The organism is Phycicoccus sp. Root563, assembly GCF_001427915.1.
Lineage (GTDB): Bacteria > Actinomycetota > Actinomycetes > Actinomycetales > Dermatophilaceae > Pedococcus.
Map to the genome: position 1 here is coordinate 3,162,710 of NZ_LMGM01000001.1, position 24,301 is coordinate 3,187,010.

A 24,301-nucleotide genomic window follows, 5' to 3' on the forward strand; every position below is an offset into this window, starting at 1 on the left:
AAGGACCCCCTGGTCGGTTCCGGCGGGCGGTTGCCCGCCACCCTCTGTGACGTCCGGGGCGCGCCCGGGGTTGTGGGGACTCCGACGCGCGCGGTCGGGTACGGGTGTCGCCGGGACGACACAGCAGCGGTGTCCCGGCGAACAGTCGGATCCCGACGGGGCGACGACAGTTGGGGTCAGCCGAACAACCGCACCGACCAGGGAGATCCCGATGAACACCACGACTGCCACCACCGCCGGGACCGACGCCGGGACCGACGCCGGGACCGACGCCGGGACCCACGCCCCCACCCGGGCCACCAAGGTCCGCCCCGGTCTGCGCCGCCGACTGGTCTGCGGCCTGGTGGCGGCCGGCGCCGGCCTCGGCCTCACCCTCACCGGGGTCGGCCCCGCCTCGGCGGCCACGGCCCAGTACACCAACGTCAACTGCGGTTGGTACCTGCAGCCCCACGCCCCCGGCGGGTTCGCCGACCTCAAGGTGTCCACGACCGGGCTGCCGTACGTGACCGGCACGACCACCGCGGCGCAGCTGGTCTGGGTGTACGTCGAGTTCGTCCACCCGAGCCCGACCGGACCGAGCACGTACCGCTCCGGCTGGTTCTACACCTACGCCAGGGCCGGGGTCTGGACGCGCACGTGGACCTCGTACGCCACCGGTGCCACGAACCAGACGACCGTGCACGACGCCGGCGGAGCAGGCGAGAGCGGCTTCACCGGGGCCGAGCTCCCCAACGAGGACGTCGCGATCCGGCTCAGCCTGAGCTGGATGAGCAGCAGCAACACCAAGGTGGCCTCCACGGTCATCGTCGCCAACGCCGTGTACAACGCCAACAACCGGATGGTCTGCAACGGCGGCTCGAACATCTACTGACCGGGCGCGGGCGCGGGCGCGGGCAACGGGTCGCGGCACGCGCTACTCGCGGCGCGGGGGCGTGCGGTACCGCGAAGTGCGGTGCTACTTGCCGCGCAGGCCGATCGGATTGCCGTCGGCGTCTGCGAGGACGCAGACGCGCGCACCGGGTGCGACCTGGCGCGGCTCGTCGCGCTCGGTGGCTCCAGCCGCGAGCAGCGTTGCGCGGGTCGCATCGAGGTCGTCGACATCGGCGAACGCCACCGGGCCGCCGCCTGCACCTGCCGGGTTGAGGGCGACCTCGAAGCCGTTGACGTTGTACCCGACGTAGTACGGCTCGTCGGTGTGCGGTGCGCCGAACAAGGCCGTGTACACGGCCTTGGTGGCTTCCAGATCGGATACCGGGATCACCAGACTGCTGATCGTGGGACTCATCTTCGGCACCTCCGGGTCAGGACGGTCGCCTCGCTGACCGTCGCGTCATCGACGAGGAACAAGGCTACGAGCGACCCGGTGACCGGCGCTTCTCGATTCCTGATCCATCGGTGCAGCCCTCTGCGTGATCCACCACCCCGCGGTCACAGTGCGGGCCGGCCGGTGAGCGACTAGACAGGAGTGTGCCCCACGACCCGAACGACCCCTACGTCCATGTCCGCGGAGCCAGCGAGCACAACCTCAAGAACATCGACGTGGACCTCCCACGGGAGGCGATGGTCGCCTTCACCGGCGTGAGCGGCTCCGGCAAGTCGTCGCTCGCCTTCGGCACGCTGTATGCGGAGGCGCAGCGGCGCTACTTCGAGTCGGTCGCGCCATACGCACGCCGGTTGGTGCAGCAGATGGGCGCCCCGCACGTCCAGGAGATCACCGGGCTGCCACCCGCGGTGGCGCTGCAGCAGCGTCGCGGTGCCCCGAGCTCACGCTCCAGCGTGGGCACCCTCACCACCTTGTCGAACCTCCTGAGGATGCTCTACTCGCGCGCCGGCACCTACCCGGCCGGGGCGCCTCGCCTCGCGGCAGAGGCGTTCTCGCCCAACACGGTCGCCGGTGCCTGCCCGCGGTGCCACGGCCTGGGGGAGGAGCACGACGTCAGCGAGGAGCTGATGGTCCCGGACCCCTCCCTGAGCATCCGCGAGGGCGCGATCGCCGCCTGGCCAGGCGCCTGGCAGGGCGCGAACCTGCGCAGCATCGTGACCGGTCTCGGCATCGACGTCGACACCCCCTGGCGGTCGCTCAAGGCCAAGGACCGCAGGTGGCTGCTCTTCACCGACGAGCAGCCGAAGGTGTTCATCAAACCGGAGCGCGACCGCGTCGACCACGGGTACCACGGCCTGTTCTGGAGTGCCCGCGCGCACGTCCACCACGTCCTGGCCACCTCCAAGAGCCAGATGATGCGGGACAAGGCGATGCGTTTCGTGCGCAGCATCCCCTGCCCGGACTGCGCAGGGACCGGGCTGCGCCCCGACGCCTTGGAGGTGACCTTCCGCGGCCTCAGCATCGCCGAGGTGAACGCACTGTCGTTCGCCGAGCTGGTCGCCCTCCTCCGTCCGGTGGCCGAGCTGTCCGAGGCCGCCGCGGCGACGTCCTCGGCGGGCTCGGGCGAGGGGACCGAGGTGGCCGTGCGGCTGTGCGCCGACCTCGTCGCCCGCGTGGGGGTCCTGCTCGACCTCGGGCTCGGTTACCTCTCGCTGGGCCGCAGCTCCACGACGCTGTCACCCGGCGAGGCCCAACGGCTGCGCATCGCCACGCAGCTGCGGTCGGGGCTGTTCGGGGTGGTGTACGTCCTCGACGAGCCGTCGGCCGGTCTGCACCCCGCAGACGCGGAGCCGTTGCTCGAGGTCCTGCAGACGCTCAAGGATTCGGGCAACTCGCTGTTCGTCGTCGAGCACGACCTCGACATCGTCCGGCGGGCCGACTGGGTCGTCGACATCGGCCCCGGCGCTGGAGAGGGGGGTGGCCAGGTCCTCTACTCCGGACCGGTCGCGGGTCTCGAGGACGTGGCGGACTCGGTGACCGGCGCGCACCTCTTCGGTCGCGTCGAGGCAGCGCCCCGTCCCGGGCGAGCGCCGCAGGGATGGCTGCACCTGCGCGGGGTCAGCCGGCACAACCTCGAGGACCTCTCCGTGGACGTGCCCCTGTGCGTCATGACTGCGGTGACCGGGGTGTCGGGATCGGGCAAGTCGACCCTGGTCACCCAGGTGCTGGCCGAGCTGGTGCGCCGTCACCTCGGGCAAGCCCCCGACGACGCCGAGGACACCGAGCTCGAGATCGACGTCGACGACGCCACGGGCCTGGAGTCGTTCGACCGGCTCGTGCGCGTGGACCAGCGACCGATCGGCCGCACCCCGCGCTCCAACCTCGCCACCTACACGGGCCTGTTCGACGCCGTGCGCAAGGTGTATGCCGCGACGCCGGCGGCCCGCGATCGGGGGTACGGCGCGGGTCGCTTCTCGTTCAACGTCGCCGAGGGACGGTGCGAGACGTGCCAGGGGGAGGGGTTCGTCACGGTCGAGCTGCTCTTCCTGCCCGGCACCTACGCGCCCTGCCCGGCCTGCCACGGCGCGCGCTACAACCCGGAGACGCTGGAGATCGAGTACCGCGGCAAGAACGTCGCCGAGGTGCTGGCCCTGTCTGTCGACGAGGCGTCCGACTTCCTGGCCGACGTGCCGGCGGCTGCTCGCAGCCTCACCACGCTGGCCGAGGTCGGGCTGGGGTACCTGCACCTGGGCCAGCCCGCCACCGAGCTCAGCGGCGGGGAGGCGCAACGGATCAAGCTGGCCACGGAGCTGCAGCGAGCCCGTCGGGGCCATGCGCTCTACCTGCTCGACGAGCCGACGGCAGGACTGCACCCCGCCGACATCGCGCTGCTCCTGCGCCAGCTGCACCGGCTGGTGGACGCCGGCAACACCGTGGTGCTGGTCGAGCACGACCTCGACACGGTCATCAGTGCCGACTGGGTCATCGACCTGGGCCCGCGTGGCGGGGACGAGGGCGGCCGGGTGGTGGCCACGGGCACGCCGGAACAGGTCGCCCGCGCCGAGGACAGCGCCACCGCGCCATACCTGGCCGCGCGGCTCGCGTCGCGGGCGAACGAGGGGTGATCGCCGAGCTGTGAAGCGCCTGGTCCTCCAGGCGTTCTCGAGCAGAACGCACGGTGGGAGACCTTGGCCCCGGCCCTCTGGATCGTCGCGCCCAGCCGCGTTGTCCCTGAGACCGTCAGCGGACCTGGAACTGGCGGGGGAGCGGGACGCGGTCGATGAGCGCCTGGGCCACGAGCTCGCCGAGCAGGGGCGCGAACTTCGCTCCGTGCCCCGAGCATGCCGAGAGGATGGTGATCCCCTCGAAGCTGTCGATGACGAAGTCCTCGGTGGGCGTCATCGTGAACAGGCAGGTGGTCTCGGCGTACGGCTCCGGCCGCAGGCCCGGATACAGCGCGCGGACCTTGTCGATCATCAGGGCCCGACCCGAGTCGGTGACGACCCCGTCCTGGTCCGCCGCTGAGAGCAGTGGCTTCCCGGCCCGGAACTCGGCGATCTTCAGCCCCTGGAACCCCGCGTCCCGACCGCCGGGCAACGCGTAGGACAGTGAGTCGGTCGTCCTGTGGATCACGGTGGGCCAGGTCTCCGCTGGGAAACCCGCGGCGTAGGGGAAGTGGAAGGCCTGCTCCTGGGTCACCTCGAACGGGGGGAGCGCGCTGCGGAAGGCCTGCGAGAGCGGCAGCACCGGCAGCAGCTGGGGCAGCCAGCCACCCGCAGCGACGATGACCTGCTCTGCGCGGAGCTCGTCGCCCTCAGCACTGCGAAGGACGTAGCCGCCGGCGTCGGGCTCGACCGCGGTCACCGTCCACCCGATGCGGACGTCTGCGCCCTGGCGTCGTGCCAGGTCCAGCATGCCCGTCACCGTTGACTCCGCGTCGAGGACGCCCGCGCCGGGTTGGAAGAGAGCCTCGGACTCGAACCCGAACTGTGGCCAACGGTCGGCCGCCTCGGAAGCGCTCAGCACGGTGTGCGGAACTCCGCGGGCCTCGAGGACCGCGGCGAGCTCCCGCGTCGTGGCCCCTGTCCCGTGGTCGATCCCGCCGGTCCGCACCATCATGTCGCGGCCGGACTCGCGGGCCAGCTCCTCCCACCACGGCTCGGCCCGCTGGACCAGTGCCGTATAGAGGGCGTCCGGATAGGCATAGCGGAAGATGCGCGCCGAGCCGTGGGAGCTGCCACGTGGAGACGCGGGACGGTCGCGCTCGAGGACCAGCACGTCCACGCCCCGCCGTGCCAGGTGCCAGGCCGTCGAGGCGCCCGCCAACCCCGCACCGATCACCACGTGAGTAGTCGAGTCCATGACCTCTCCGAATGCCGCACCTGAGCCCCCACCATCATGCCGACCGCGAGTCCCGTGCCTGCATGAGGGTTGTTCATTGCCGTACTTGCCAAACTGGAAAGTTCGCTGCATGCTTTCCAACATGGAAAGCATGCCGTTGGCCCAGCAGCCAGAGGATCCGAGCTCTGTCCTCGCTGCGGCCGGCCGCGCTCGCGACCGCCTGGCTGATGGCCTTCGGCTACCGAGGGGGCTCTTTCCCGGCGTGGCACTGGCCGTCGCGGTCCAGGTCGGGGCCGGTGCCTACGGGATCGCGGCGCAGACCACCGCTGGCCTGGCCGTGGTTCTGGCCGGCGCGGCGGTCTTCCTGGGAGTTGCGGCGCTCGTACTCGTGCAGTTCCGGCGCGCGAACGGCGTCAGGCTGGACGGACTGGCCAGCACGATCGTCCTCGGAACGGGCACGATGTCGACGCTCGTCTACATGGGCACGTTCGCAGCCGCGACCTGGGCCGCCTTCGAGTCGCGTTGGTGGCTCGTGGTGATCGCGGCCGTGATGGGTGGGGCTGCTTACTCCCTCAACGCTTTTCTCTGGTGGCGCGCCTACCGCCTCAACCCGGTCGAGCGGGCGGGTGGTGTCTCCTCGCGAACCCTCGCTCTGCTCGCCCTCGCGGCCTGCGTGGGTTTCGCCGTGCTCATGGTCGGCAGCTGATGCCCGAGCTCGACCCGTTGATCCACGCACCCGCTCGGCTCCAGGTGATGACGACCCTGTCGGCGGTGTCCGAGGCGGAGTTCGCCACGCTGCGCTCCGCTCTCGAGGTCAGTGACTCGGTCCTCTCCAAGCACCTCTCAGCCCTGTCCGAGGCCGGCTACGTGCGCCTCCGCAAGGGCGTCCTGGCGGGGCGGCGAACGACCTGGGTCGCCCTCACCAGAACCGGCCGCAAGGCCCTGCGTGAGCACGTCGCCGCCCTGCGCCGGCTGATCGACCTGGTGGACTGACCAGGGTGTCCTGACGACCGTCCGGCCATGCGGGGAACTCCGAGGACCGGCCGTCGATCTCGCGCCGCGGACGGTCTTTCGTGACGTAACGGACGTAGCGCCCGGCGTCCGGAAAATGACTGGATCCACTGTCCGTGGCCGGGGCTAGCCTTGAACGTGCATTCGCAGCGCCGCACTGACGCCGCCGCCCTTCGAGTCGAAGAGGTACCCGTGTCTGCACCGTCCACCACTCCCGTGGAGTACCCCGACAACATCGACGCTGCCGTCCTCAAGGTGGCCGGCGTCGTGGTGCTCGGGGCGATCATGTCCATCCTCGACATCACCGTCGTGAATGTCGCCCTCCGCACGTTCCAGACCGTGTTCGCCGACGGCGGCGCCCCGCTCGACTACTCCGCCGTGGCGTGGACGGTCACCGGGTACACGCTCGCCCTGGCCACGGTCATCCCGTTGTCCGGTTGGGCCGCCGACCGGTTCGGCACCAAACGCCTCTACATGATGGCGATCCTGCTCTTCACCCTCGGCTCGGCGCTGTGCTCCATGGCCAGCACGATCGGCATGCTGATCGGCTTCCGCGTCCTGCAGGGCCTCGGCGGCGGCATGCTGATGCCGCTCGGCATGACGATCATGACCCGCGCCGCCGGCCCGAAGCGGATGGGCCGACTGATGGCGATCCTCGGTGTGCCGATGCTGCTCGGCCCGATCTTCGGGCCGATCCTCGGCGGCTGGCTGATCGACCACTTCAGCTGGCACTGGATCTTCCTCATCAACGTCCCGATCGGCGTCGTGGCCCTGACCTACGCGTGGTTCGCGCTGGAGAAGGACAACCCGTCCCCGTCCGAGTCCTTCGACTTCGTCGGCATGCTCATGATGAGCCCCGGCCTCGCGCTGTTCCTGTATGGCGTCTCGTCCATCCCGGGTGAGGGAGGCATCGGGCACACCAAGGTCCTGGCCCCCGGGCTCATCGGGCTCGCGCTGATGGTGGCGTTCGTCTTCTACAGCTTCCGGCCGAAGCACCCGCTGCTGGACCTGCGGCTGTTCCACAACCGCAACCTCACGGTCTCGATCATCACGATGTTCATCTTCGCCGCGGCGTTCTTCGGAGGACTGCTGCTCGTGCCGCAGTTCCTCCAGCAGGTCCAGGGCGAGACCCCGCTCTCGGCCGGTTGGCTGGTGGCTCCGCAGGGCCTCGGCGCCATGTTGACCATGCCGATCGCGGGCTCGTTGGTGGACCGCATCCCCGTGGGCCGGATCGTGCCGTTCGGCCTGCTGCTCATCATCGGCGGCATGTTCACCCTGACCCAGATCGAGGCCGACTCCTCCCACTGGGGCTTCATCATCCCGACGCTGTTCGTCATGGGCCTCGGCATGGGCGGCACGATGATGCCGATCTTCACCACGGCGCTCAAGACGCTGACCGCGCACGAGGTCGCCCGTGGCTCGACCCTGCTCAACATCACCCAGCAGATCGCGAGCTCGGTCGGCGTGGCGACCCTGTCGGTCGTCCTGACCAACCAGTTCAAGGACCGGCCCCTCATCGGCCAGGGCGGCCAGTACTTCGAGGCACTTCAGTCGCAGGGCCCCGACGCCGCGCAGGCCGCAGCGGCCAGGCTGCCGCTCGTCGACCAGTTCCTCCAGGCAGCCGGCAACCCGTCAGCCGCCGGCCAGAAGCTGGGCGCAGAGATCGCCACCCAGGCGGCCGACGCGTTCTCGCACACCTTCTGGGTCGCAGCCGTGCTCGTGGCGCTCACCCTCGTGCCGGCGCTGTTCCTTCCGCGCAAGCGCGAGGAGTCGCACCTGCTCGACGCCGAGAGCGCCGAGGGGGCACCCACGGTGATGATCCACTGACAGGAGGGTTCAGGCCCCCGGGGTGAGCACCCTGGACCGCGGGTCCTTCGTCCACGGGAACGGCGGCCTGATCCTGCGCCACCTGCGGGCGAGGACCACGAGCGGCACGCTGCCCCACCAGGCCAGTGCGGCGACGGGGAGCACCAACCCCAACAGCCAGAACGAGCGCTGCCACAGGGCCAGCCCGACCAGGGCCAGCGCGACCACCCCGGCGACCATGTGGGCCATCCCGACGACGAGGATGCTGGCGGTCTCCACCTGCTCCGCGTGCTTGAACGCCGTGTTCGCCATGTCGACGACGTCGTCGAGCGAGCCGAGGGGGACGGCGACCGTGGTGCGTTCGCGCTCGACGCGGCGCACGTGGTCGCGGTGCCGCGCGAGGACCTGGGCGGGGGAGCCGTCCGCGATGACGATGCTGCGGCCGTCCGCGGCGTGCCGGGTCATCTCGGTCTCGAGTGAGGTGAGGCGGACGGCACGCTGCATCGTGCGGGGCCACGGCGGCATGCAGGGCCAGCGGAGCTTGGTCTCGACGAGGGCGCCGTCGGCCATCACCGTCCGCACCCGCATGCTCGGGCCCCCGTGCCAGTCGCTGACCTCGACGGTGACCGTGGCGTCAGGGGTGACGAGGATCGGCTCGGGCCGCTCCGCGTTCTCCAGGAAGTAGCGGCTCGCGCCCTCGTCATACGGCTCCGTCCAGGCCAGCGACGTGTCCTTGCCGTTGTCCAGGACGAGACAGCCCGCGGGGAGCAGCCCGAGACCTTCGAGCTCCTCGACGAGCTCGGGGTGGTGGGCGTGGTCGATCAGCCACGGGGCAGCGCGATAGTGCACGGTTGTTCGTTCCTCACTCCAGCTTCACAACGGCACCCCTGCCGTGGCACACGGTATGGCGCCCGGTGCCGTCCTCGACGGAGGTTCTGGACAGGGTTGACCGATCGGACGATGCAGCCGGGTCCTGCCGGTCGCCGGGTCGCGTGCGATCCGGTGGCACCGCGACCGTTAGGGTTTGCAAGGTGCTGAGGACGACGGCGGCAGTGGTCGCAGGCAAGGCGGCGCGGGCGGCATCACGCCTGCGTGGTGGTGGCTCCGCCCTCCCGGGGCTGGTGGCCGAGAAGGTCGACCCCGGGTTCCTCGCCCACGCGCTGGCCGACGTCCGGGGCGGGATCCTCGTGGTGACCGGGACCAACGGCAAGACGACGACCACGAAGATGCTGGTCGCGGTGCTGCGCGCCCACGGTCGCACGGTCTTCACCAACCCGACGGGCAGCAACTTCACCCGCGGCGTCATCTCCTCCATGCTGGGCGAGCTGCCGCTGCGCGGCCGACTCAGGGCCGACATGGCGGTGCTCGAGCTCGACGAGGCGCACGCCCTGAAGTTCGCCGCCGCGGTGAAGCCGACGCACGCCCTGCTGCTCAACGTCGCCCGCGACCAGCTCGACCGGTTCGCCGAGATCGACCACACCGCCCAGCTGCTCGCCAGCCTCGCCGAGCAGACCACTAGTGGTGTCGTGCTCAACCTCGACGACTCGTTCGTCTCCCGGATCCGCGACCGCGTCGCCGACGGGGTGGCCGTCCACTACTTCGGGGTCGACGGCTCGATCGCCGACCGGCTGCCCGAGCTGCAGGAGCAGGACGTGCGGTTCGAGGACGACTTCGTCCCGCCGGTCGCCGGGCCCGACGACGGTCTGCTCAAGCCCAGCGACGAGCGGTCGTTCGAGGTCCTCTTCGGTGGCGGTGGGCCGGGGTCCGGCACCGTCGGCCCGCTCGAGCTCCAGCAGCGCGGACTGGCCGCCATGATCAACGCCACCGCTGCGACGGCCACGGCCCGGATGCTGCTCAGCGACGCGTTCGACCCGGCTCGTGCGGCGTCGGCCCTGCGCGCGGTCACGCCGCCGTTCGGCCGTGGCGAGGTCGTCGACGTCGACGGCCAGCCGCTCGAGCTGGTGCTCGTCAAGAACCCCGCCGGCTTCACCGTCGCGCTGGGCACCTACGGCAGCACCCCCGTCGCGACGATGGTCGCGATCAACGACAACTACGCCGACGGCCGTGACGTCTCGTGGCTCTACGACGTGAGCTTCGAGAGCCTGCGCGACCGCGGGGTCGCCGTGACCAGCGGGGTCCGCGGCTACGACATGGCGCTGCGGCTGCAGTACGACGACGTGGCCGTCGAGCGCGTCGAGCCCGCCCTCGAACCCGCGCTCGACGCCTTCCTGGCCGCCCACCCGGACGAGCCCAAGCGGATCTTCTGCACGTACACGGCGATGATGGCGCTGCGCCGCGTGCTGGCCGCGCGGTACGACCTGCCCGACATCGGCGAGGAGGCCTCATGACCGTGCCCGGTGAGTCCGCGGCATACCCGCAGGACGTCTTCATCCCCGGCGAGCCGAGTGACTCCGCGGTGGTTCCCGACGGCGACCGCGTCGGCAAGGGCGCGATCCACCTCGTTCACCTCTACCCGCGCGAGATGAGCATCTACGGCGACCTCGGCAACACCCGCGCCCTGGCCGCCCGCATCCGTCGCCACGGGTACAGCCCCGTCGTCCACCAGCACCACCCGGGCAGCGCGTTCCCCGAGACCGTGCATCTGGTCCTCGGTGGCGGTGGGCAGGACTCGGGGCAGGTCCGTGTCGAGGACGACCTCGAGCAGATCGCCGACCGGCTCCGCGACCTCGCCGCCGACGGGACGCCGATGCTCATGATCTGCGGGATGTACCAGCTCTTCGGCAACGCCTTCATCACCGTCGAGGGCAAGCGGCTTCCCGGTCTCGGCATCCTCGACGTGACGACCCAGGGCAACGCCAAGCGGATGATCGGGCCGGTGGTGCTCGACACCGAGTTCGGTGACGTCGTGGGTTACGAGAACCATTCCGGCTCAACGACTCTGGGTGCCGGCCAGGCGCCGTTCGGCACCGTGAGGTCGGGGTTCGGCAACAACGGCACCGACCAGACCGAGGGCGCGCGCACCGGCAACGTGTTCGGCTCCTACCTGCACGGCCCGATCCTCCCGGCCAACCCTGCGCTCGCCGACGCCCTCATCGGGCTCGCGGCCGAACGTGCCACCGGACGGCCCTTCGAACCCGAGCAGCAGGACGACGCGTTCGCCGACGAGGCCCGTGGCCGTCAGGTGCGCCGGCTCGTCAAGCGCTGAGGGACCGACCCGGTATGCCGCAGGCCCACCCCGCGTCGGAGACCACAGTGACGTCGTCGTCACCGGTGCCGGCGCGCGTCCTCGACCTGTTCGCCGTCCCCGACGACGTCCGACCGTTGCCGGGAGGGCAGGGTCGCAGCGTGGTCGCCGGCGACCTCGTCCTCTCTCCCGGCCGTGATGGGGTGACCCAGGACTGGCTCAGCCCGGTGCTGGCTCGACAGGCCGTGGCCCTGGACCTCGAGCTCGCCGGTGCGACCGGTGCGACCGGTGCGCCGGGTGTTGCCGCCGCGGCGCGCCCCGGTGGACTGGTGGCCCGGGCGGCCCGCGGTGGTGCGGTGCGGATCGCGATGCCGATCCCCGCCCGGGACGGGTCGTGGGTCGTCGACGGCTGGGCGGCCAGCCGGTACGAGCCGGACACCACGGCCTGCACCGACCTCGACGTCCTCGTCGCCACCGGTCGGGTGCTGCACGCACGCCTCGCCGTGGCGGTGACCGAGCGCCCGGCCGGGCTCGGCGACCGCGACGACCGGTGGGCCGTGGCCGACCGGCTCGTCTGGGGGCCGGTGCAGGCGCTGGACACTGCCGTGGCGGCGTACGGCTCTGCGGTCGCGGACCGCTGGGTGGCCGAGCTCTGCGGCGACGAGCAGGGCGGCCTCGGGCCGGGCCCGGACCAGCTCGTCCACGGCGACCTCGCCGGGAACGTCCTGCTCGACGGGCACGGCACCCCGGTGGTCATCGACCTTGCGCCGTACTGGAGACCGGCCCTGTGGGCCGAAGCGGTCTGCGTCCTCGACGCCGTGGTCTGGCACGGCGCGGACCCGTCCGCGCTGGAGGGTTGGCGTCACGGAGCTCGACGGCAAGCGGTGCTGCGGGCCGCGTTGTTCCGCGTGCTGAGCGAGGACCCGGGCAGCGCACTGGTTGCCGACGTCGTGCGCGCGGTCGCCTGAGGCGGACGACTCAGGCGTCGGGGTCGCTGCCCCAGGCGAGCCGCAGTCGCAGCAGCTCCTCGAGGGTCGCGGACTCGCCGTCGCGCGCACCGGCCCCGACCTGCAGCGGGGGAGGCGTGGGCTCGACGGCGACGGTGCGCCACCGTCCGAACCGTTCGGACGGCACGACGAGCACGTAGTACGACCCGTCCGTGCCGATGCCGATCGACTGGTCGCGGCGCAGGTACCAGCCGGTGATGCCGGTCTTGTAGCGCCCCTTCCCCGACCACGGCCGTGCGGTCAGCTCCTGCGTCGGGAAGCCGGCCGCGGTGACCTGCTCGACGAACTCGTCGACCATCGCCTGCGCCTTGACCGACTCGCGTTCGCGCCGCTTGCGGTCGGCCTCGACGTGGTAGTCGGCACGTTCGGCCCGTTCCGCGCGCCGCCGGGCCGCCTCGTCCTCAGCCATGGGACGGCTCCGCGTGCGCCACGTCCTCGATCGGCGCCTTCTTCGGGCTGACCGACCACGCCAACCAGCCCAGGGCGCCGAGCGGGATCTCCATGAGGTGCGTGTAGACCGAGAAGAGCACGGCCCCGGCCACGGCCTGGGCCGGGTCGGCGCCCCACGCGATGAGGGCGGCCGAGGTCGCGGCCTCGGTGACGCCCAGGCCGCCGGGGGTGACCCCGACCGCGGTGAGGAGACGACCGAGGGCGTACGCCGCGAACAGCTGCCCGTAGAACAGGTTCACGCCGGTGGTGTGCATGCACACCAGGAACAGCAGGTAGTAGACCCCGAAGAACCCGACCAGCCCGAGCGACATGCTCAGCCAGCCCGTGCGGACGATGTCGTTGATGCGCGCCCGCAGGTCGATGACGAGGGCCTTGACGCTCATGTTGCGCCGCCGGAACAACCGTCCCAGCACCTTGTCGAACCCCTGCCCGATCCCGACCGCTGCCCGCTCCGACACGAGGATCGCCACGAACGTGCCCAGGATGAGCGCGCCGCTCACCGCCCCGGCCACCGCGGCGTCCTTGAGGGCCCTGGGCACGTCGGAGTCAGCGCCGGCCAGCAGAGCGGCGATCGCTATGAGGGGCAGGGCGATTCGTGCGAGGACGTTCCACACCCCCGTGACGATGGCCGACGTGGAGATGTCCCGTCGAGAGAAGCCCCACGACCGACAGATCGTGTAGGTCGCGGCGAGACCAGCCGCGCCACCGCCGGGGAGGAGGTTGCCCACCGACGACCCCGCGACGTTGACGATGAGGGCCTGCCAGTGCCGCAGGCCGTGCAGCGATCCGGTCAGCGTGAACGTGTAGCAGTAGAGGCCGATGACGACCCCGACGAGCAGCAGCAGCGCCGTCGACACCGGGACCCCGCTGAGCACCTTCCAGATCTCCGGCCAGGTCACGTGGGCGACGCGGGGCAGGCCCCAGACCAGCAGCACCGCGGCCAGCCCGAGCCCCAGCGCCCCCTGCAGGAAGGTCCGGGACCAGGACCGCGGGCGGTCCGTCGACTCGTCGACGCCGCCCGCCCGCGTGGAGGCGCTCACGGCAGTCCCTCGAAGACGTCGGTGGCGATGGGTGACCCCGCCGGACGAGCCGGGTCCACGAACCACTCCCGGCCGAACACCAGGTCGTAGAGCGGGCGCGGGATGCGCAGGAACGCCGCGAGCGTGCGGTCCGCGCCGGCGTCCGCGCTGGCCTGGGAGGCGTGGGCACGCATGGAAGCCCGCTTCGCGGCGGCATACCGGCGGACGTTGATGCGGTGGGTGATCTCGTCGCGCGCGCTGAAGGCGCGGTCGAAACCCTCGCGGTCGAACTCCGGCGGGAAGCGGTAGACCTTCGCGGCCAGGTCGATGGCCCGGGTCATGGTGTCGCGCGGGACGGTCGCCTGCAGGACGCGCGGGGTCCCGGCGAGCTCCGCGGCACGGGCACCCACCTCGTGGACGCGGACGTGGTCGCGGTGGCCGTACCCGCCGTTGCGGTCGTAGGAGAGCAGCACGTCGGCGTCCTCCTCACGCAGGATCGTGGCGAGGCGCTCGGCAGCCTCGTCGACGTCGGCGCGCACGAACCGCACCCGACCGTCGGGGTCGGGGTCGAGCTCGCCGACCATGCCGCTGTCGGCGTACCCCAGCCACTCGACGCGGGCGACCCCGAGCGCGCGCGCACTCTCGTGGAGCTCCGCGAGGCGCCGGTCGCCGAGCCGGCCGTCGGCGGCGAACTCGCCCGAGGCCAGGCCCAGGTCGCCGTCCGTCGCGACCACGACGACCACCCGGTGACCCTCCGCGGCGGCGCGTGCCAGCGTCCCCGAGGTGAGCAGGGCCTCGTCGTCGGGGTGGGCGTGGAAGGCCACGAGGGTGTGGGTCATCACGAGCCATCCTGTCGCATGGCAGGCTCTGGGCTGTGAAGGTGGCCCTGCTGACGGACTGTTACCTGCCCCGGCTGGGCGGTATCGAGGTCCAGACGCATGACCTCGCGGCCCAGCTGCAGGCTCGCGGGCACGAGGTCGAGGTGTTCACCGCGACCTCGGGAGCCCTCGGCGAGCGCCACGGTGTCGTCGAGGTGGTCGACGACGTGCCGGTGCACCGGATGGCCCTGCGCCTGCCGTGGGAGCTTCCGGTGAACCCCCTCGCGCCTCCCGAGGTGCGCCGCCGGCTGCGGTCCGGCGGGTTCGACGTGGCCCACGTCCACATGGGGGTGGTGAGCCCGTTCGCCACCGACCTCGCCGGCGTCGCGCTCGGCCTCGGCCTCCCGACGGCCGTCACCTGGCACTGCCTGATGGAGCGCTCGCGACCCGTCTTCCGGCTCCTCGGCCACGCACGCCGGTGGGCCGAGCAGGGCGCCGCCCTGTCGGCCGTGTCGGGCGTGGCCGCGGCCTCGGTGCGGACGGTCGTGGGCGACCACGAGGTGCGGGTGTTCCCCAACGGCATCGACCCCGCCCGCTGGACCCCGCCGGACGGCGGCGTCCGCGACCACGGCGGCCCGGTCGAGGTCGTCGCCTCGATGCGGTTCGCGGCGCGCAAGCGACCGCTGGCGGTGCTGGAGGTGGCCTCCCGGGCGCGGGCCCTGCTCCCTGCCGACCACGAGATGCGCCTGACCATCTTCGGCGAGGGGCCGGAGCGTCGGCGGCTGGAGAAGTTCGTCGCCACCAACGCGATGGGGGACTGGGTGCACCTGCCCGGCCGGGTCACCCGCGACGAGCTGCGGGAGAACTACTGGCGCAGCCACCTCTACCTCACCCCGGCTCGGCTGGAGGCGTTCGGGATCGCTGCCCTCGAGGCGCGCACGGCCGGTCTCCCCGTGCTGGCCCGCGCCGACACCGGGGTCGGTGACTTCGTCGTGGACGGGGTCGACGGCGTCCTGGGCGCCGACGACAACGCGCTCGTCGCCGGCCTCGTGCAGCTCGTCACCGACGACGCGCTGCGCCACCGCATCGCCGCGCACAACGCCTCCGTCGCGCCCGAGCAGTCCTGGCCCGCCGTGGTTGACCTCGCCGAGTCCGAGTACCGCCGGGCCGGTGCCGGGTGAGCACCCCGCTGCACGTTCAGGGCCGGGCAGCGGACGGTCGCGAGGTGGCGTTCGTCCTCGAGCACGGTGCCGACCCGGTCCGCGAGCTCGCCGGCCGGGGCTGGGCCGTGACCGGCCTGCTCGACGCCGTCCGGGAGCCCGACGGCTCGCTGGCGCTGCGGTACGCCCTGGAGCCGGCCGGCGTCGTCGAACCCCCGGCGCCGCACGTGCCGACCGACCCCGGCCTCGTCCTCGAACCCGGCGAGGTCGCGGAGCCCTACCAGCGCACCGCCGCCTACGGAGTGGTCACCAGCGAACGCGGCGTCCTCCTCACCGAGCTGTCGGCCCTCACGTCCTCGCCCGGTCGCTGGACGCTCCCCGGTGGCGGCCTCGACCCCGGCGAGGAGCCGGTCGCCGCCCTGCACCGCGAGGTGTGGGAGGAGAGCGGCCAGCAGGTGCAGGACGTCCGCCTCCTGGAGGCGCACACCTCGCACTGGATCGGGCGTGCCCCGAGCGGCCGGTTGGAGGACTTCCACGCCGTCCGGATCGTGTATGCCGCGTGGTGCCCCGCGCCGACCGACCCCGTCGTCCACGACGTGGGTGGGTCGACGGAGTCGGTGCGGTGGGTGCAGGTCGAGGACCTCGGGCGCTACCACCTGGGGCGGTCGTTCGCCCCGCACATGTCCCGGTGGCTCAACCGCACCTGACCGGGCGGTCGGTCAGGAGCGGGCGCTGCGGCGGTTCGAGCTGATCAACCCGACGGCGCCGAGCACGACCAGCACCGCGCCGACGGCGACGAACCCGAGCGGGCCGACATCGCCCCAGTCGACGGTGAGGTTGCCCAGCTCCTGCGCCAGGACGATGCCCGCGATGGCGAGCACGACCAGGCCCAGGATGATCGCCGGGGTGTGCGGACCGGTCGGTCGCGGGGGCACCGGGGGCGGCCACTGCTGCGACGCGGTGGCGGTGGGAGCGGTGGTGTCCGGGCCCGCCGCGTCCGCGGCGACGCCGGCCGTGGCGATCGGTGCGATCGGTGCGGTCGGTGCGGTCGGGTCGTCGGCGGGCGGAGCCTCGGCGGCCGGAACGGCGCCGAACACCGCCGTCTCGATCGGCTCTCGGATCTGCGTCGACTCCGCCTCGTCCTCCACGGGCAGCTGCTGCGTCGCCTCGGTGCGGGGGAGCTGCTGGGTGCGGTCGTCCACGGTGGCCTCGGTGTCCTCGTCCTGGGGGGTGCTCGTCGGGTCGTTGGTCTCGTTCATGGGGTTCACTCCTTGCCGATCAGGATCTGGCCGAGGCCGACGTGGGCGTCGATGACGACGTCGGCGTCGCCGGTGCCGAAGGTCTGGACCGTGCTGATGTTGCGTCCGTTGTCATTGGTGTCGTCGTGGACGATCGGGTCGGAGTCGAGCGACGGGGGCAGCGGGTCGAACGACCCGAAGTCCGCGCGGGTGATGTCGCCCGCGGCGACCGAGCTGTGCACCTCGACCGTCAGGTTCTTCGGGATGTGGATCCTCAGCTCGCCCATGCCGACCCTCGCCTCGAGGTGACGCGCGGTGTCCGGGTTGTCGGGCAGCTGCGAGAGGTCCAGGTCGGCCGAGCCGATGCTGAGCCGGTAGCTCTCGGTGGTGTCCGTGACCGACGGGCGCCAGACCCGCTCGCCGATGCCGCCACCGAACGTCACGTCCGGCACGACCGACGAGGTCCAGGTGACCAGGGCCAGCACGACCGCGAGGAACCCGGTGAAGCCGGCTCGGCGGCCCGCGAGACCGAGGCCGAGGACGCCCAGGCCCACCACCCCGAGGGCGGCGCACAGGGCGACCGTCTGGTCGCTGCCGGCCCAGTGGTTGGCCTGGTGGGCCCACGAGGTCAGGCCGTAGGCCGCGACGGCCAGTCCGCCGACGAGCAGGGTGGCGCCGAACCCGCCCGAGCGCCGACGCGGCGGCTTCGGTGCACGCGGAGGCCTGGGGGGACGCGGCTGCCGGGCAGCCGGAGGAGCCGGGGGCCAGCCGCCACCGGGGGGGGTGGCAGCGCCATACGGGGCGGTGGGCGCGGTCGTCGTCGAGGAGGTGGCCGCCGAGGTGGGGGTGGCCACGCTCGCCCAGGTGCCGGGCTGCGACCGCTCGGCCTGCTCGACGTCGGCGTCTGCCGAGCGGGTGCTCGTGTCGGTGGTCCAGGTGGGTGCCTGCGTGGCTCCCTGCATGGCAGCCGGTGCGGTTGCCGGCTGGAAGGAGGGGCCCGAGTCGCGCTTGCGGGTGACGAGCCAGAAGACGAGGCCGACCGGGATGACCACCCACCAGATCCAGCCCATGCCGGGCACGTCGCCGGCGAACCCGGTGCCGCCGACCAGCGACAGGCCGATGACGATCAGCAGGATGATGCCGAGCACGTCACCGTCGCGCAGGGCGCGCTCGGCGACGATGTCCTCCTTGTCGTTGGGCAGGAACGCCCAGGCGATGAGGTAGACGGTGATGCCGAGCCCTCCCATGACGACGAGCAGCACCAGCACCGCGCGGATGACGATGGGGTCCACCCCGAGCCGGGTGGCGATGCCGGAGCACACGCCCGCCAGCCACTTGTCGTCGCCGTCGCGGCGCAGGTCGATGGACCGGAGCCAGCCGAAGAAGCGGTCGAGGCCCGAGGCGTTGGTGTCGTTCGTCGGGCCCGTCGTGGGCCCAGAGGTCTGCGTCATGTCATCCATGGTGTCGACGCGCAGGCCCCGGAACCATGAGGGTCGACCCTGAACGGACCCCGAGAGCCCCGCTCTGCACCCTGAGGAGGGTCTCTTTCCGCCCCGGAGTAGGTCAGGATGAGGGCATGCCGACTCCTTACGAGCGGCCCGTCCCCCCACAGGAGGCGAGGGCCGCAGAACGCCGCGCCGCCCGCCGCGTCCTCACCCGCCCCGGTGAGGGCAAGGTGATCGCCGGCGTGAGCGCCGGACTGGCCGAGCACCTGGGCTGGTCCGTGCGCTGGATCCGCGTGCTGTTCGTCGTGCTGTCGATCCCCACGGGCGCCGGGCTGGTGGCCTACGTGTTCCTGTGGGCCCTGACGCCGCTGTCCCGGGGCGGGTTGGTCAACGGCCAGCGCCCCACCATGGACCCGGCCGACCCGGTGGGCGAGACGGGAGGTCCCGGTGGCGGTGCCCCCGTGGGTGCTCCGGTGGGGGCCCTGCCCGAGGCCGAGCGAGACGCCACGCGGGTGCTGCTCGTCGGTGGCCTCATGCTGGCCGTCGGTCTCGTCGTCGTGGCCCAGAACGCCGGCCTCAACGCGCGTCTCGGCATCCTGCTGCCCCTGCTCGTCGTCGCGGCCGGTGCGGTGCTGGCGTGGTCGCAGCTCGACGAGCGACAGCGGGGGCGGTGGCTCGGGGACGGTTCCGGGACCGGCCGGTTCAGTGCGGCACGACTCGTCTTCGGTGGGGTGCTGGCGCTTGCGGGCCTGGTCATCATGGCCACCCGTGGTCGGTCGCTCGAGGCCATCTGGGACATCGGTGCCGCCGTGGTCGCCGTGCTCGCCGGAGTGGCGCTCATCGCCGCACCCTGGGGCCTGAGCCTCTGGTCGGACCTGCGGCACGAGCAGGCCGAACGCGCTCGCGCCACCGAGCGCGCAGACATCGCCGCCCACCTGCACGACTCCGTCCTGCAGACGCTGGCCCTGATCCAGCGCAAGGCCGACGACCCCGCCGCCGTCACCCAGCTCGCCCGCGCGCAGGAGCGTGAGCTGCGGTCGTGGCTGTATGCCGGACCCACCGACAGCGATGCGACGCTCGCCGCCGCCGTGGCCGAGGTGGCCCACGAGGTCGAGGACCTGCACGGCACACCCATCGACCTGGTTGCCACCGGCGACCGGCCGCTCGACGACGGCGGCCTGGCCCTGTCCCGGGCGGTGCGCGAGGCGCTGCTCAACGCCGTCCGGCACGGTGCGGCGCCGGTGTCCCTCTACCTCGAGGTGGGTCCGTCCGGCGTCGAGGCGTTCGTCCGCGACCACGGACCCGGGTTTGAGCTCGAGGAGGTGCCCGACGACCGCCTCGGCGTCCGCCAGTCGATCCTCGGCCGGATGGACCGGCACGGCGGCACCGCCCGGGTCCGCCGGCTCGAGCACGGCACCGAGGTCGTGCTCACCCTCCCTCCGGTGCCCGCGACCCCGCCGCCCACCGCACCGCCACCGGCCACCGCACCGCCACCGGCCACGCCGCCGTCCCAGCCCGTCCCCGAGGAGACCCGTGAACACGCCTGACCGCAAGCCCGTCGAGGTCGTGCTCGTCGACGACCACCGGATGTTCCGTTCCGGGGTCAAGGCCGAGCTGGGCGACGCGGTGTCCATCGTGGGCGAGGCGCCCGACGTCGACACCGCCATCGCCGTGATCCGTCTGGCCAAGCCGCCCGTGGTCCTCCTGGACGTCCACCTGCCCGGGGGCAACGGCAACGGTGGGGTGGACGTCCTGCACGGGTGCCGCGGGCTCGAGACCACCGCCGGCCAGCCAGTGCGGTTCCTCGCCCTGTCGGTCTCCGACGCCGCCGAGGACGTCATCGCGGTGATCCGCGCCGGTGCGCGCGGGTACGTGACCAAGACGATCAGCGCCACCGACCTCACTCGCGCGATCCAGCGGGTGGCCGACGGGGACGCGGTCTTCTCGCCGCGGCTGGCGGGCTTCGTGCTCGACGCGTTCGGGGCGGCCGCGGGCGAGATCGCCGAGGTCGACGAGGAGCTCGACCGCCTCTCGGCCCGTGAGCGCGAGGTGATGCGGCTCATCGCCCGCGGCTACCAGTACAAGGAGGTGGCCAAGGAGCTCTTCATCTCCGTCAAGACCGTCGAGACCCACGTCTCCTCGGTGCTGCGCAAGCTCCAGCTGTCCTCGCGCCACGAGCTCACGGCTTGGGCGATGGGCCGCCGCCTGCTCTGACGGCGACCCATCTGGGGGCTAGAGCTGGACGGTCTCGTTGTCGCCCACGTCCGGACGGTCGCCCGTCACCTTGCTCTTCACGAGGGCGATGACGCTGGCCACCTTGCCGCCGGGGGTGTCCCAGTACTCCGCGGTCTCGGTGCTGACCTTGAGCAGGACCACGTCGGGGTCCTCCGGGCCGTTGGCGAACCACGCCTCGGCGAACGGGTTCCACAGCTCCTTGTTTTTCGCGACGTCGCGGACGACCTCGGCGGTGCCGGAGACGGACACCCACGAGGACGAACCGGCGTACCCGATGTTCACGCGCGGGTCGGCCTGCACCTCGGACACCTTGGGGGAGGCGGCCGAGGCGAAGAACCACAGGTCGCCGTCGAACTCGACCTCCTGCGTGGCCATCGGGCGACTGACGATGGCGCCGTCGGGCCCGATCGTCGTGAACATGCACGTGCGCTCGTCCTTGACGAGGTCGCGCACCTTGGCGACGGAGTCGGGGTCGTGCTTCGGGGTGTGCTGCGATTGGGTCACGGGTACGTCCTTCGTCGGCATCTGCCCTGCTCAGGGGCCTGTGCTTCGACGCTAACCCGCGGGCCGCGAGGCGGCACCTCCTGCAGCCGTCGCAGCGCAGACCGCGGTCCGGCCGGTCCACCGTGGCCGCCGATAGGATCCACGTATGCAGCTCGTGTACGACCTCGTCGTCGTTGCCCACCTCCTCGGCATGGCCGCCCTCGTCGGTGGTTGGCTGGTGCTGCTGGCCGGCGCCGGCTCCACGAGCGTCATGGCGTGGGGTGCCCGAGCGCAGCTCGTCACCGGGCTCGTCCTCGTGGGGCTCGCCGAGGCCGTGAGCTCGCTCGACGAGAACCTCAACCACACCAAGATCGGCGTCAAGCTGCTCATCGCGATCGCGGCCCTCGCCCTCGTGGAGATCGGTCGGGCCCGGACCAAGCGCGGACAGGACGGCGCGGGGCTCGTGCCCGCCGCCGGGGCCCTCGGCGCCCTCAACGTCGTCGTCGCGGCCGTCTGGAGCTGACGCCCCTCAGCGGGCGGGCGGGCCGCCGCGACCGACGGTGCGCGGTGGGTCGTAGCCACCCTCGGGCGGCACCATCTCCGCCCTCACCCCGAGCAGCCTGATCGGCCGGTCGTCGCCCAGGCCCCGCAACAGCTCGAGCGCGGTCGTGGCGATGACCGTGGCGTCGAACGTCGGCTCGGCGAGCTTGCGGATCCGGGTCGTCGTGAAGAACGGCGCGAAGCGCACCTTGAGGTGCACCCGCACGCACGCGCGGTCCTCGCGGCGGATGTCCTCGACGACCTGCTCGGCAAGGGCGTGCACGGCGTCCGAGATCTCCTGCGGCTCCACGAGGTTGGTCTGGTAGGTCGTCTCGCGTCCGTGGGCCCGGGCGATCCACGGAGTGTCGTCGACGGTGGTCGTGCCGGCGCCCTGGCCGAGCCGGCGGTAGTGCGGTCCCATCGACGGGCCGAACTCGCTCGCCAGCACCGCCTCGTCGGCCGTGGCCAGGTCGTGCACCGTCGCGATGCCGTGGGCAGCAAGCCTGGCGGCGATGCGGGACCCGACGCCCCACAGGGCATCCGTCGGGCGCGCCCCCATCACCTCGAACCAGTTGTCACGCGTCAGCTCGAACACCCCGCGCGGCTTGCCGAAGTCGGTGGCGATCTTGGCGCGCACCGTCGTGTCGCCGACCCCGACCGAGCAGTGCAGGTCGGTCCGTTCGAGCACCGCGGCCTGGATCGACCGGGCCACCGCCCACGGGTCGTCGGTCTCGATGCCGACGAACGCCTCATCCCACCCGAGCACCTGGACGACCGCCCCGGGAACGGCCTTGAGGGTGGCCATCACCTCGGCTGACGCGGCGTCGTAGGCGGGTCCGTCGACGGCGAGCACGACGGCCTCCGGGCACTTGCGGACGGCGAGCTTGAGCGGCATGCCGGAGTGGACGCCGAAGGCGCGCGCCTCGTAGGAGGCGGTGGACACCACGGCCCGCTCGGTGGGGTCGCCGCGTCCGCCGACGATGACGGGCAGGCCTGCGAGCTCAGGGCGGCGCAGGATCTCCACCGCCGCGATGAACTGGTCGAGGTCGACGTGCAGGACCCAGGGCCGGGCGGCGGGCTGGACCTCGGGTGCCATGGGCCCATCCTGCCCGGCAGGGGTGACGGTGTCAGGGGACCAGCAGCAGCTTGCCCCTGGTGCGGCGGGCCTCGAGGTCGTCGTAGGCGGTGGCGGCGTCGGAGAGGGCGTAGCGGCCGCCGACGTCGATGGCGAGGCGTCCGGCCGCGATGTCGCCGAGCACGGAGGTGCCTCGCTCGAGCAGCTCCTCACGCGTCTGGAGGTAGCTGCCCAGGGTCGGTCGGGTGACGAACAGCGAGCCACCCGTGTTGAGCCGCTGGAGGTCGAACGGCGGCACCTGACCGCTGGCGCCGCCGAAGAGCACCATCATCCCGCGCGGGCGCAGCGAGGCGAGCGAGGCGTCGAACGTGGACTTGCCGACGCCGTCGTAGGCGACGTCGACCCCGTTGTCCCCGTTGGCCTTTCGCACCTCGGCGGCGAGGTCGTCGACGTCGCTGTAGTTGATCGTGGCGTCGGCGCCGAGAGCCTTCGCGATCTCCAGCTTGTCGGCCGAACCCGCCGTCGCAACCACCCGGCCACCCTTGGCCTTGACCATCTGCACGAGCAGCTGGCCGACCCCGCCCGCTGCTGCGTGCACCAGGGCCACGGTGCCCGGCCCCACGGCATACGTGGAGTTGACGAGGTAGTGCGCCGTCATGCCCTGGAGCATGGCGGCTGCGGCGACGTGGAGGTCGACCCCGTCGGGGACGGGCACGAGCGAGTCGACCGCCCGGTTGGCGACCTTCGCGGCGGACCCGAGGCCGGAGCCCCAGGCGACGCGGTCGCCGACGGCGACTCCGGTCACCCCCTCGCCCAGCGCGGTCACCGTGCCGGCGCCCTCGGAGCAGGCGACGTACGGGGTGTCCATGGGGTAGACGCCCTGGCGCTGGTAGACGTCGATGAAGTTGACGCCGACCGCTGCCACCTCGACCTGCACCTCACCCCCGCCGGGCGGTGGGACGTCCCACTCCCGCACCTCGAGGACCGAGGAGTCGCCGTGCCGGGGGACCACGAGGGCGGGAGTGGTGGAAGCCATGCTCCCTACGCTAGGCGAGCGCCTTCTGGTAGGCGACCAGGGCCTTGACCGGAGCCTTGCGGGTCCTGCTGCCGCTCGAACCCGGGGCGGCACAGCCTCAGGCGCCGGTCTCGATCCAGTAGCGCCGCTTCCCGCTCTGCTCGCGCTCGAAGCGTCCCCTGTTGGCCTCGATCGTGCGCGCCGAGGCGGTGTTGTCGAGGTCGCAGGTGACGAGCAGCCGGTCGATCCCGCGGGTGGCTGCGATCGGGATGACCTGCCGCAACGCGTCGCTGGCGAATCCTCGCCGCCGTGCTCCGGGCCGCACGCCGTAGCCGATGTGGCCGCCGATGCTCGCGAGCAGGGGGTGGTCGATCCGGTGCCGCAGCGAGATCGACCCGACGTACTCGTCCGGCCGCTCGGGGTCCTCCATCCACCAGTAGGTCGCAGTCGACCAGCCCGGAGGGCGCAGGCTCGCCTCGTCGGCGTCCCCGACGCGGTTGGCGACCAGGCGCTCGAACTCTGCCGGGTCGTCCAGTGCCTCGCGGGTGAACACCACCCCGGGGAAGTCGCCTTCGGCGGGCCAGTTGACGATCCCGTCGTAGGTCGCCTCCCCGGCGGCGCGGAACTCGTCAGCCGCCTCGAGGAACGAGCGGTGGAACCGGACGTGCGGGGTCGCCAGCCGCACCATCC

At 72.2% G+C, this 24,301-nt stretch carries 25 protein-coding genes; 13 read left to right on the forward strand and 12 right to left on the reverse strand.

Translation table 11 applies throughout. The features are described 5' to 3' along the window. Positions 1–211 precede the first annotated feature (211 nt). Positions 212–871: a hypothetical protein gene (locus tag ASD62_RS15080; RefSeq protein WP_056916648.1), complete on the forward strand. Its 660-nt coding sequence runs from the start codon at positions 212–214 to the stop codon at positions 869–871. Positions 872–955: 84 nt separating this feature from the next. Here ASD62_RS15080 and ASD62_RS15085 read toward each other — a convergent pair whose 3' ends face one another. After that, a complete protein-coding gene (locus tag ASD62_RS15085; RefSeq protein ID WP_056916649.1) occupies positions 956–1,285 on the reverse strand; it encodes a VOC family protein in 330 nt (109 codons plus the stop codon). A 182-nt stretch (positions 1,286–1,467) separates the two neighbouring features. Between ASD62_RS15085 and uvrA the strand changes: the two genes are divergently transcribed. Then, positions 1,468–3,948, forward strand: a complete 2,481-nt coding sequence (gene uvrA, locus ASD62_RS15090; protein ID WP_056916650.1) for an excinuclease ABC subunit UvrA — start codon at positions 1,468–1,470, stop codon at positions 3,946–3,948. 115 nt (positions 3,949–4,063) lie between these two features. Here the strand turns inward: uvrA and ASD62_RS15095 are convergent, their stop codons facing one another. Then, positions 4,064–5,185, reverse strand: a complete 1,122-nt coding sequence (locus ASD62_RS15095; protein WP_056916651.1) for an FAD-dependent oxidoreductase — start codon at positions 5,183–5,185, stop codon at positions 4,064–4,066. A gap of 241 nt (positions 5,186–5,426) precedes the next feature. Here ASD62_RS15095 and ASD62_RS15100 point away from each other — a divergent pair, with 241 nt between their 5' ends. From ASD62_RS15100 to ASD62_RS15110, 3 genes are all read left to right on the forward strand, one after another. Then, positions 5,427–5,870 (forward strand): hypothetical protein, encoded by a 444-nt coding sequence (locus tag ASD62_RS15100; RefSeq protein ID WP_056916652.1) that lies wholly within the window; start codon positions 5,427–5,429, stop codon positions 5,868–5,870. Continuing rightward, positions 5,870–6,157: a transcriptional regulator gene (locus ASD62_RS15105; RefSeq protein WP_056916653.1), complete on the forward strand. Its 288-nt coding sequence runs from the start codon at positions 5,870–5,872 to the stop codon at positions 6,155–6,157. Before ASD62_RS15100 ends, ASD62_RS15105 begins: the two co-directional genes overlap by 1 nt. Positions 6,158–6,367: 210 nt before the next feature. Next, positions 6,368–8,002, forward strand: coding sequence for a DHA2 family efflux MFS transporter permease subunit (locus ASD62_RS15110; RefSeq protein ID WP_056916654.1), 1,635 nt, complete (start codon positions 6,368–6,370; stop codon positions 8,000–8,002). A gap of 9 nt (positions 8,003–8,011) precedes the next feature. Here the strand turns inward: ASD62_RS15110 and ASD62_RS15115 are convergent, their stop codons facing one another. Next, positions 8,012–8,830: a hypothetical protein gene (locus ASD62_RS15115; RefSeq protein ID WP_056916655.1), complete on the reverse strand. Its 819-nt coding sequence runs from the start codon at positions 8,828–8,830 to the stop codon at positions 8,012–8,014. Between the two features lie 182 nt (positions 8,831–9,012). On the opposite strand from ASD62_RS15115, the gene ASD62_RS15120 reads away from it, so the two are divergent. From ASD62_RS15120 to ASD62_RS15130, 3 genes are read left to right on the forward strand one after another with little or no spacing between them, the layout of a single operon-like run. Beyond that, a complete protein-coding gene (locus ASD62_RS15120) occupies positions 9,013–10,329 on the forward strand; it encodes a Mur ligase family protein (protein WP_056916656.1) in 1,317 nt (438 codons plus the stop codon). After that, positions 10,326–11,147 carry a type 1 glutamine amidotransferase gene (locus ASD62_RS15125; RefSeq protein WP_056916657.1) on the forward strand — a complete coding sequence of 274 codons (822 nt, stop codon included), beginning with the start codon at positions 10,326–10,328 and terminating at the stop codon, positions 11,145–11,147. Before ASD62_RS15120 ends, ASD62_RS15125 begins: the two co-directional genes overlap by 4 nt. Before the next feature lie 47 nt (positions 11,148–11,194). Beyond that, positions 11,195–12,094 carry an aminoglycoside phosphotransferase gene (locus ASD62_RS15130; RefSeq protein WP_235530724.1) on the forward strand — a complete coding sequence of 300 codons (900 nt, stop codon included), beginning with the start codon at positions 11,195–11,197 and terminating at the stop codon, positions 12,092–12,094. 10 nt (positions 12,095–12,104) lie between these two features. Here ASD62_RS15130 and ASD62_RS15135 read toward each other — a convergent pair whose 3' ends face one another. From ASD62_RS15135 to ASD62_RS15145, 3 genes are read right to left on the reverse strand one after another with little or no spacing between them, the layout of a single operon-like run. After that, entirely contained in the window at positions 12,105–12,542 is a 438-nt protein-coding gene (locus ASD62_RS15135) for a hypothetical protein (protein ID WP_056916658.1), read from the reverse strand. Next, on the reverse strand, positions 12,535–13,623 hold the full coding sequence (locus tag ASD62_RS15140; protein WP_056916659.1) for a lysylphosphatidylglycerol synthase domain-containing protein: 1,089 nt from the start codon (positions 13,621–13,623) through the stop codon (positions 12,535–12,537). Before ASD62_RS15140 ends, ASD62_RS15135 begins: the two co-directional genes overlap by 8 nt. Further along, positions 13,620–14,441: a PIG-L family deacetylase gene (locus tag ASD62_RS15145; protein ID WP_056916660.1), complete on the reverse strand. Its 822-nt coding sequence runs from the start codon at positions 14,439–14,441 to the stop codon at positions 13,620–13,622. Before ASD62_RS15145 ends, ASD62_RS15140 begins: the two co-directional genes overlap by 4 nt. Before the next feature lie 35 nt (positions 14,442–14,476). On the opposite strand from ASD62_RS15145, the gene ASD62_RS15150 reads away from it, so the two are divergent. Beyond that, positions 14,477–15,601, forward strand: a complete 1,125-nt coding sequence (locus tag ASD62_RS15150; RefSeq protein ID WP_056916661.1) for a glycosyltransferase family 4 protein — start codon at positions 14,477–14,479, stop codon at positions 15,599–15,601. Continuing rightward, complete coding sequence (locus tag ASD62_RS15155; RefSeq protein ID WP_056916662.1) at positions 15,598–16,287, forward strand: NUDIX hydrolase; 690 nt, start codon at positions 15,598–15,600, stop codon at positions 16,285–16,287. Before ASD62_RS15150 ends, ASD62_RS15155 begins: the two co-directional genes overlap by 4 nt. A gap of 12 nt (positions 16,288–16,299) precedes the next feature. Here ASD62_RS15155 and ASD62_RS15160 read toward each other — a convergent pair whose 3' ends face one another. Further along, entirely contained in the window at positions 16,300–16,839 is a 540-nt protein-coding gene (locus ASD62_RS15160; RefSeq protein ID WP_056916663.1) for a hypothetical protein, read from the reverse strand. Positions 16,840–16,844: 5 nt separating this feature from the next. Then, positions 16,845–18,269 (reverse strand): PspC domain-containing protein, encoded by a 1,425-nt coding sequence (locus ASD62_RS15165; protein WP_056916664.1) that lies wholly within the window; start codon positions 18,267–18,269, stop codon positions 16,845–16,847. 125 nt (positions 18,270–18,394) lie between these two features. Between ASD62_RS15165 and ASD62_RS15170 the strand changes: the two genes are divergently transcribed. Together ASD62_RS15170 and ASD62_RS15175 are read left to right on the forward strand one after the other, a co-directional pair. After that, a complete protein-coding gene (locus tag ASD62_RS15170) occupies positions 18,395–19,810 on the forward strand; it encodes an ATP-binding protein (RefSeq protein WP_082580854.1) in 1,416 nt (471 codons plus the stop codon). Beyond that, positions 19,797–20,477, forward strand: coding sequence for a response regulator transcription factor (locus ASD62_RS15175; RefSeq protein ID WP_056916665.1), 681 nt, complete (start codon positions 19,797–19,799; stop codon positions 20,475–20,477). The genes ASD62_RS15170 and ASD62_RS15175 overlap by 14 nt, the downstream gene beginning before the upstream one ends. Positions 20,478–20,495: 18 nt before the next feature. Here the strand turns inward: ASD62_RS15175 and ASD62_RS15180 are convergent, their stop codons facing one another. Then, positions 20,496–21,002, reverse strand: a complete 507-nt coding sequence (locus ASD62_RS15180; protein ID WP_255354144.1) for a pyridoxamine 5'-phosphate oxidase family protein — start codon at positions 21,000–21,002, stop codon at positions 20,496–20,498. Positions 21,003–21,147: 145 nt separating this feature from the next. Here ASD62_RS15180 and ASD62_RS15185 point away from each other — a divergent pair, with 145 nt between their 5' ends. Further along, on the forward strand, positions 21,148–21,504 hold the full coding sequence (locus ASD62_RS15185; RefSeq protein ID WP_056916666.1) for a hypothetical protein: 357 nt from the start codon (positions 21,148–21,150) through the stop codon (positions 21,502–21,504). A gap of 6 nt (positions 21,505–21,510) precedes the next feature. Here the strand turns inward: ASD62_RS15185 and ASD62_RS15190 are convergent, their stop codons facing one another. The 3 genes from ASD62_RS15190 to ASD62_RS15200 all read right to left on the reverse strand — a co-directional run bounded on the left by ASD62_RS15190 (position 21,511) and on the right by ASD62_RS15200 (position 24,299). Further along, positions 21,511–22,617 (reverse strand): DNA polymerase IV, encoded by a 1,107-nt coding sequence (locus ASD62_RS15190; protein WP_056916667.1) that lies wholly within the window; start codon positions 22,615–22,617, stop codon positions 21,511–21,513. A 31-nt stretch (positions 22,618–22,648) separates the two neighbouring features. After that, entirely contained in the window at positions 22,649–23,632 is a 984-nt protein-coding gene (locus ASD62_RS15195) for a quinone oxidoreductase (RefSeq protein WP_056916668.1), read from the reverse strand. A gap of 97 nt (positions 23,633–23,729) precedes the next feature. Continuing rightward, positions 23,730–24,299: a GNAT family N-acetyltransferase gene (locus ASD62_RS15200; RefSeq protein ID WP_056916669.1), complete on the reverse strand. Its 570-nt coding sequence runs from the start codon at positions 24,297–24,299 to the stop codon at positions 23,730–23,732. Between the last annotated feature and the right edge of the window lie 2 nt (positions 24,300–24,301).

Excerpts from the sequence above, each read along its gene's own strand:
- ASD62_RS15170 (WP_082580854.1), top strand. The coding sequence starts at position 18,395 with ATGCCGACTCCTTACGAGCGGCCCGTCCCCCCACAGGAGGCGAGGGCC.
- ASD62_RS15160 (WP_056916663.1), bottom strand. The coding sequence starts at position 16,839 with ATGAACGAGACCAACGACCCGACGAGCACCCCCCAGGACGAGGACACC.
- ASD62_RS15145 (WP_056916660.1), bottom strand. The coding sequence starts at position 14,441 with ATGACCCACACCCTCGTGGCCTTCCACGCCCACCCCGACGACGAGGCC.
- ASD62_RS15080 (WP_056916648.1), top strand. The coding sequence starts at position 212 with ATGAACACCACGACTGCCACCACCGCCGGGACCGACGCCGGGACCGAC.
- ASD62_RS15135 (WP_056916658.1), bottom strand. The coding sequence starts at position 12,542 with ATGGCTGAGGACGAGGCGGCCCGGCGGCGCGCGGAACGGGCCGAACGT.
- ASD62_RS15185 (WP_056916666.1), top strand. The coding sequence starts at position 21,148 with ATGCAGCTCGTGTACGACCTCGTCGTCGTTGCCCACCTCCTCGGCATG.
- ASD62_RS15105 (WP_056916653.1), top strand. The coding sequence starts at position 5,870 with ATGCCCGAGCTCGACCCGTTGATCCACGCACCCGCTCGGCTCCAGGTG.
- ASD62_RS15195 (WP_056916668.1), bottom strand. The coding sequence starts at position 23,632 with ATGGCTTCCACCACTCCCGCCCTCGTGGTCCCCCGGCACGGCGACTCC.
- ASD62_RS15125 (WP_056916657.1), top strand. The coding sequence starts at position 10,326 with ATGACCGTGCCCGGTGAGTCCGCGGCATACCCGCAGGACGTCTTCATC.
- ASD62_RS15165 (WP_056916664.1), bottom strand. The coding sequence starts at position 18,269 with ATGACGCAGACCTCTGGGCCCACGACGGGCCCGACGAACGACACCAAC.
- ASD62_RS15095 (WP_056916651.1), bottom strand. The coding sequence starts at position 5,185 with ATGGACTCGACTACTCACGTGGTGATCGGTGCGGGGTTGGCGGGCGCC.
- ASD62_RS15190 (WP_056916667.1), bottom strand. The coding sequence starts at position 22,617 with ATGGCACCCGAGGTCCAGCCCGCCGCCCGGCCCTGGGTCCTGCACGTC.
- ASD62_RS15085 (WP_056916649.1), bottom strand. The coding sequence starts at position 1,285 with ATGAGTCCCACGATCAGCAGTCTGGTGATCCCGGTATCCGATCTGGAA.
- ASD62_RS15200 (WP_056916669.1), bottom strand. The coding sequence starts at position 24,299 with ATGGTGCGGCTGGCGACCCCGCACGTCCGGTTCCACCGCTCGTTCCTC.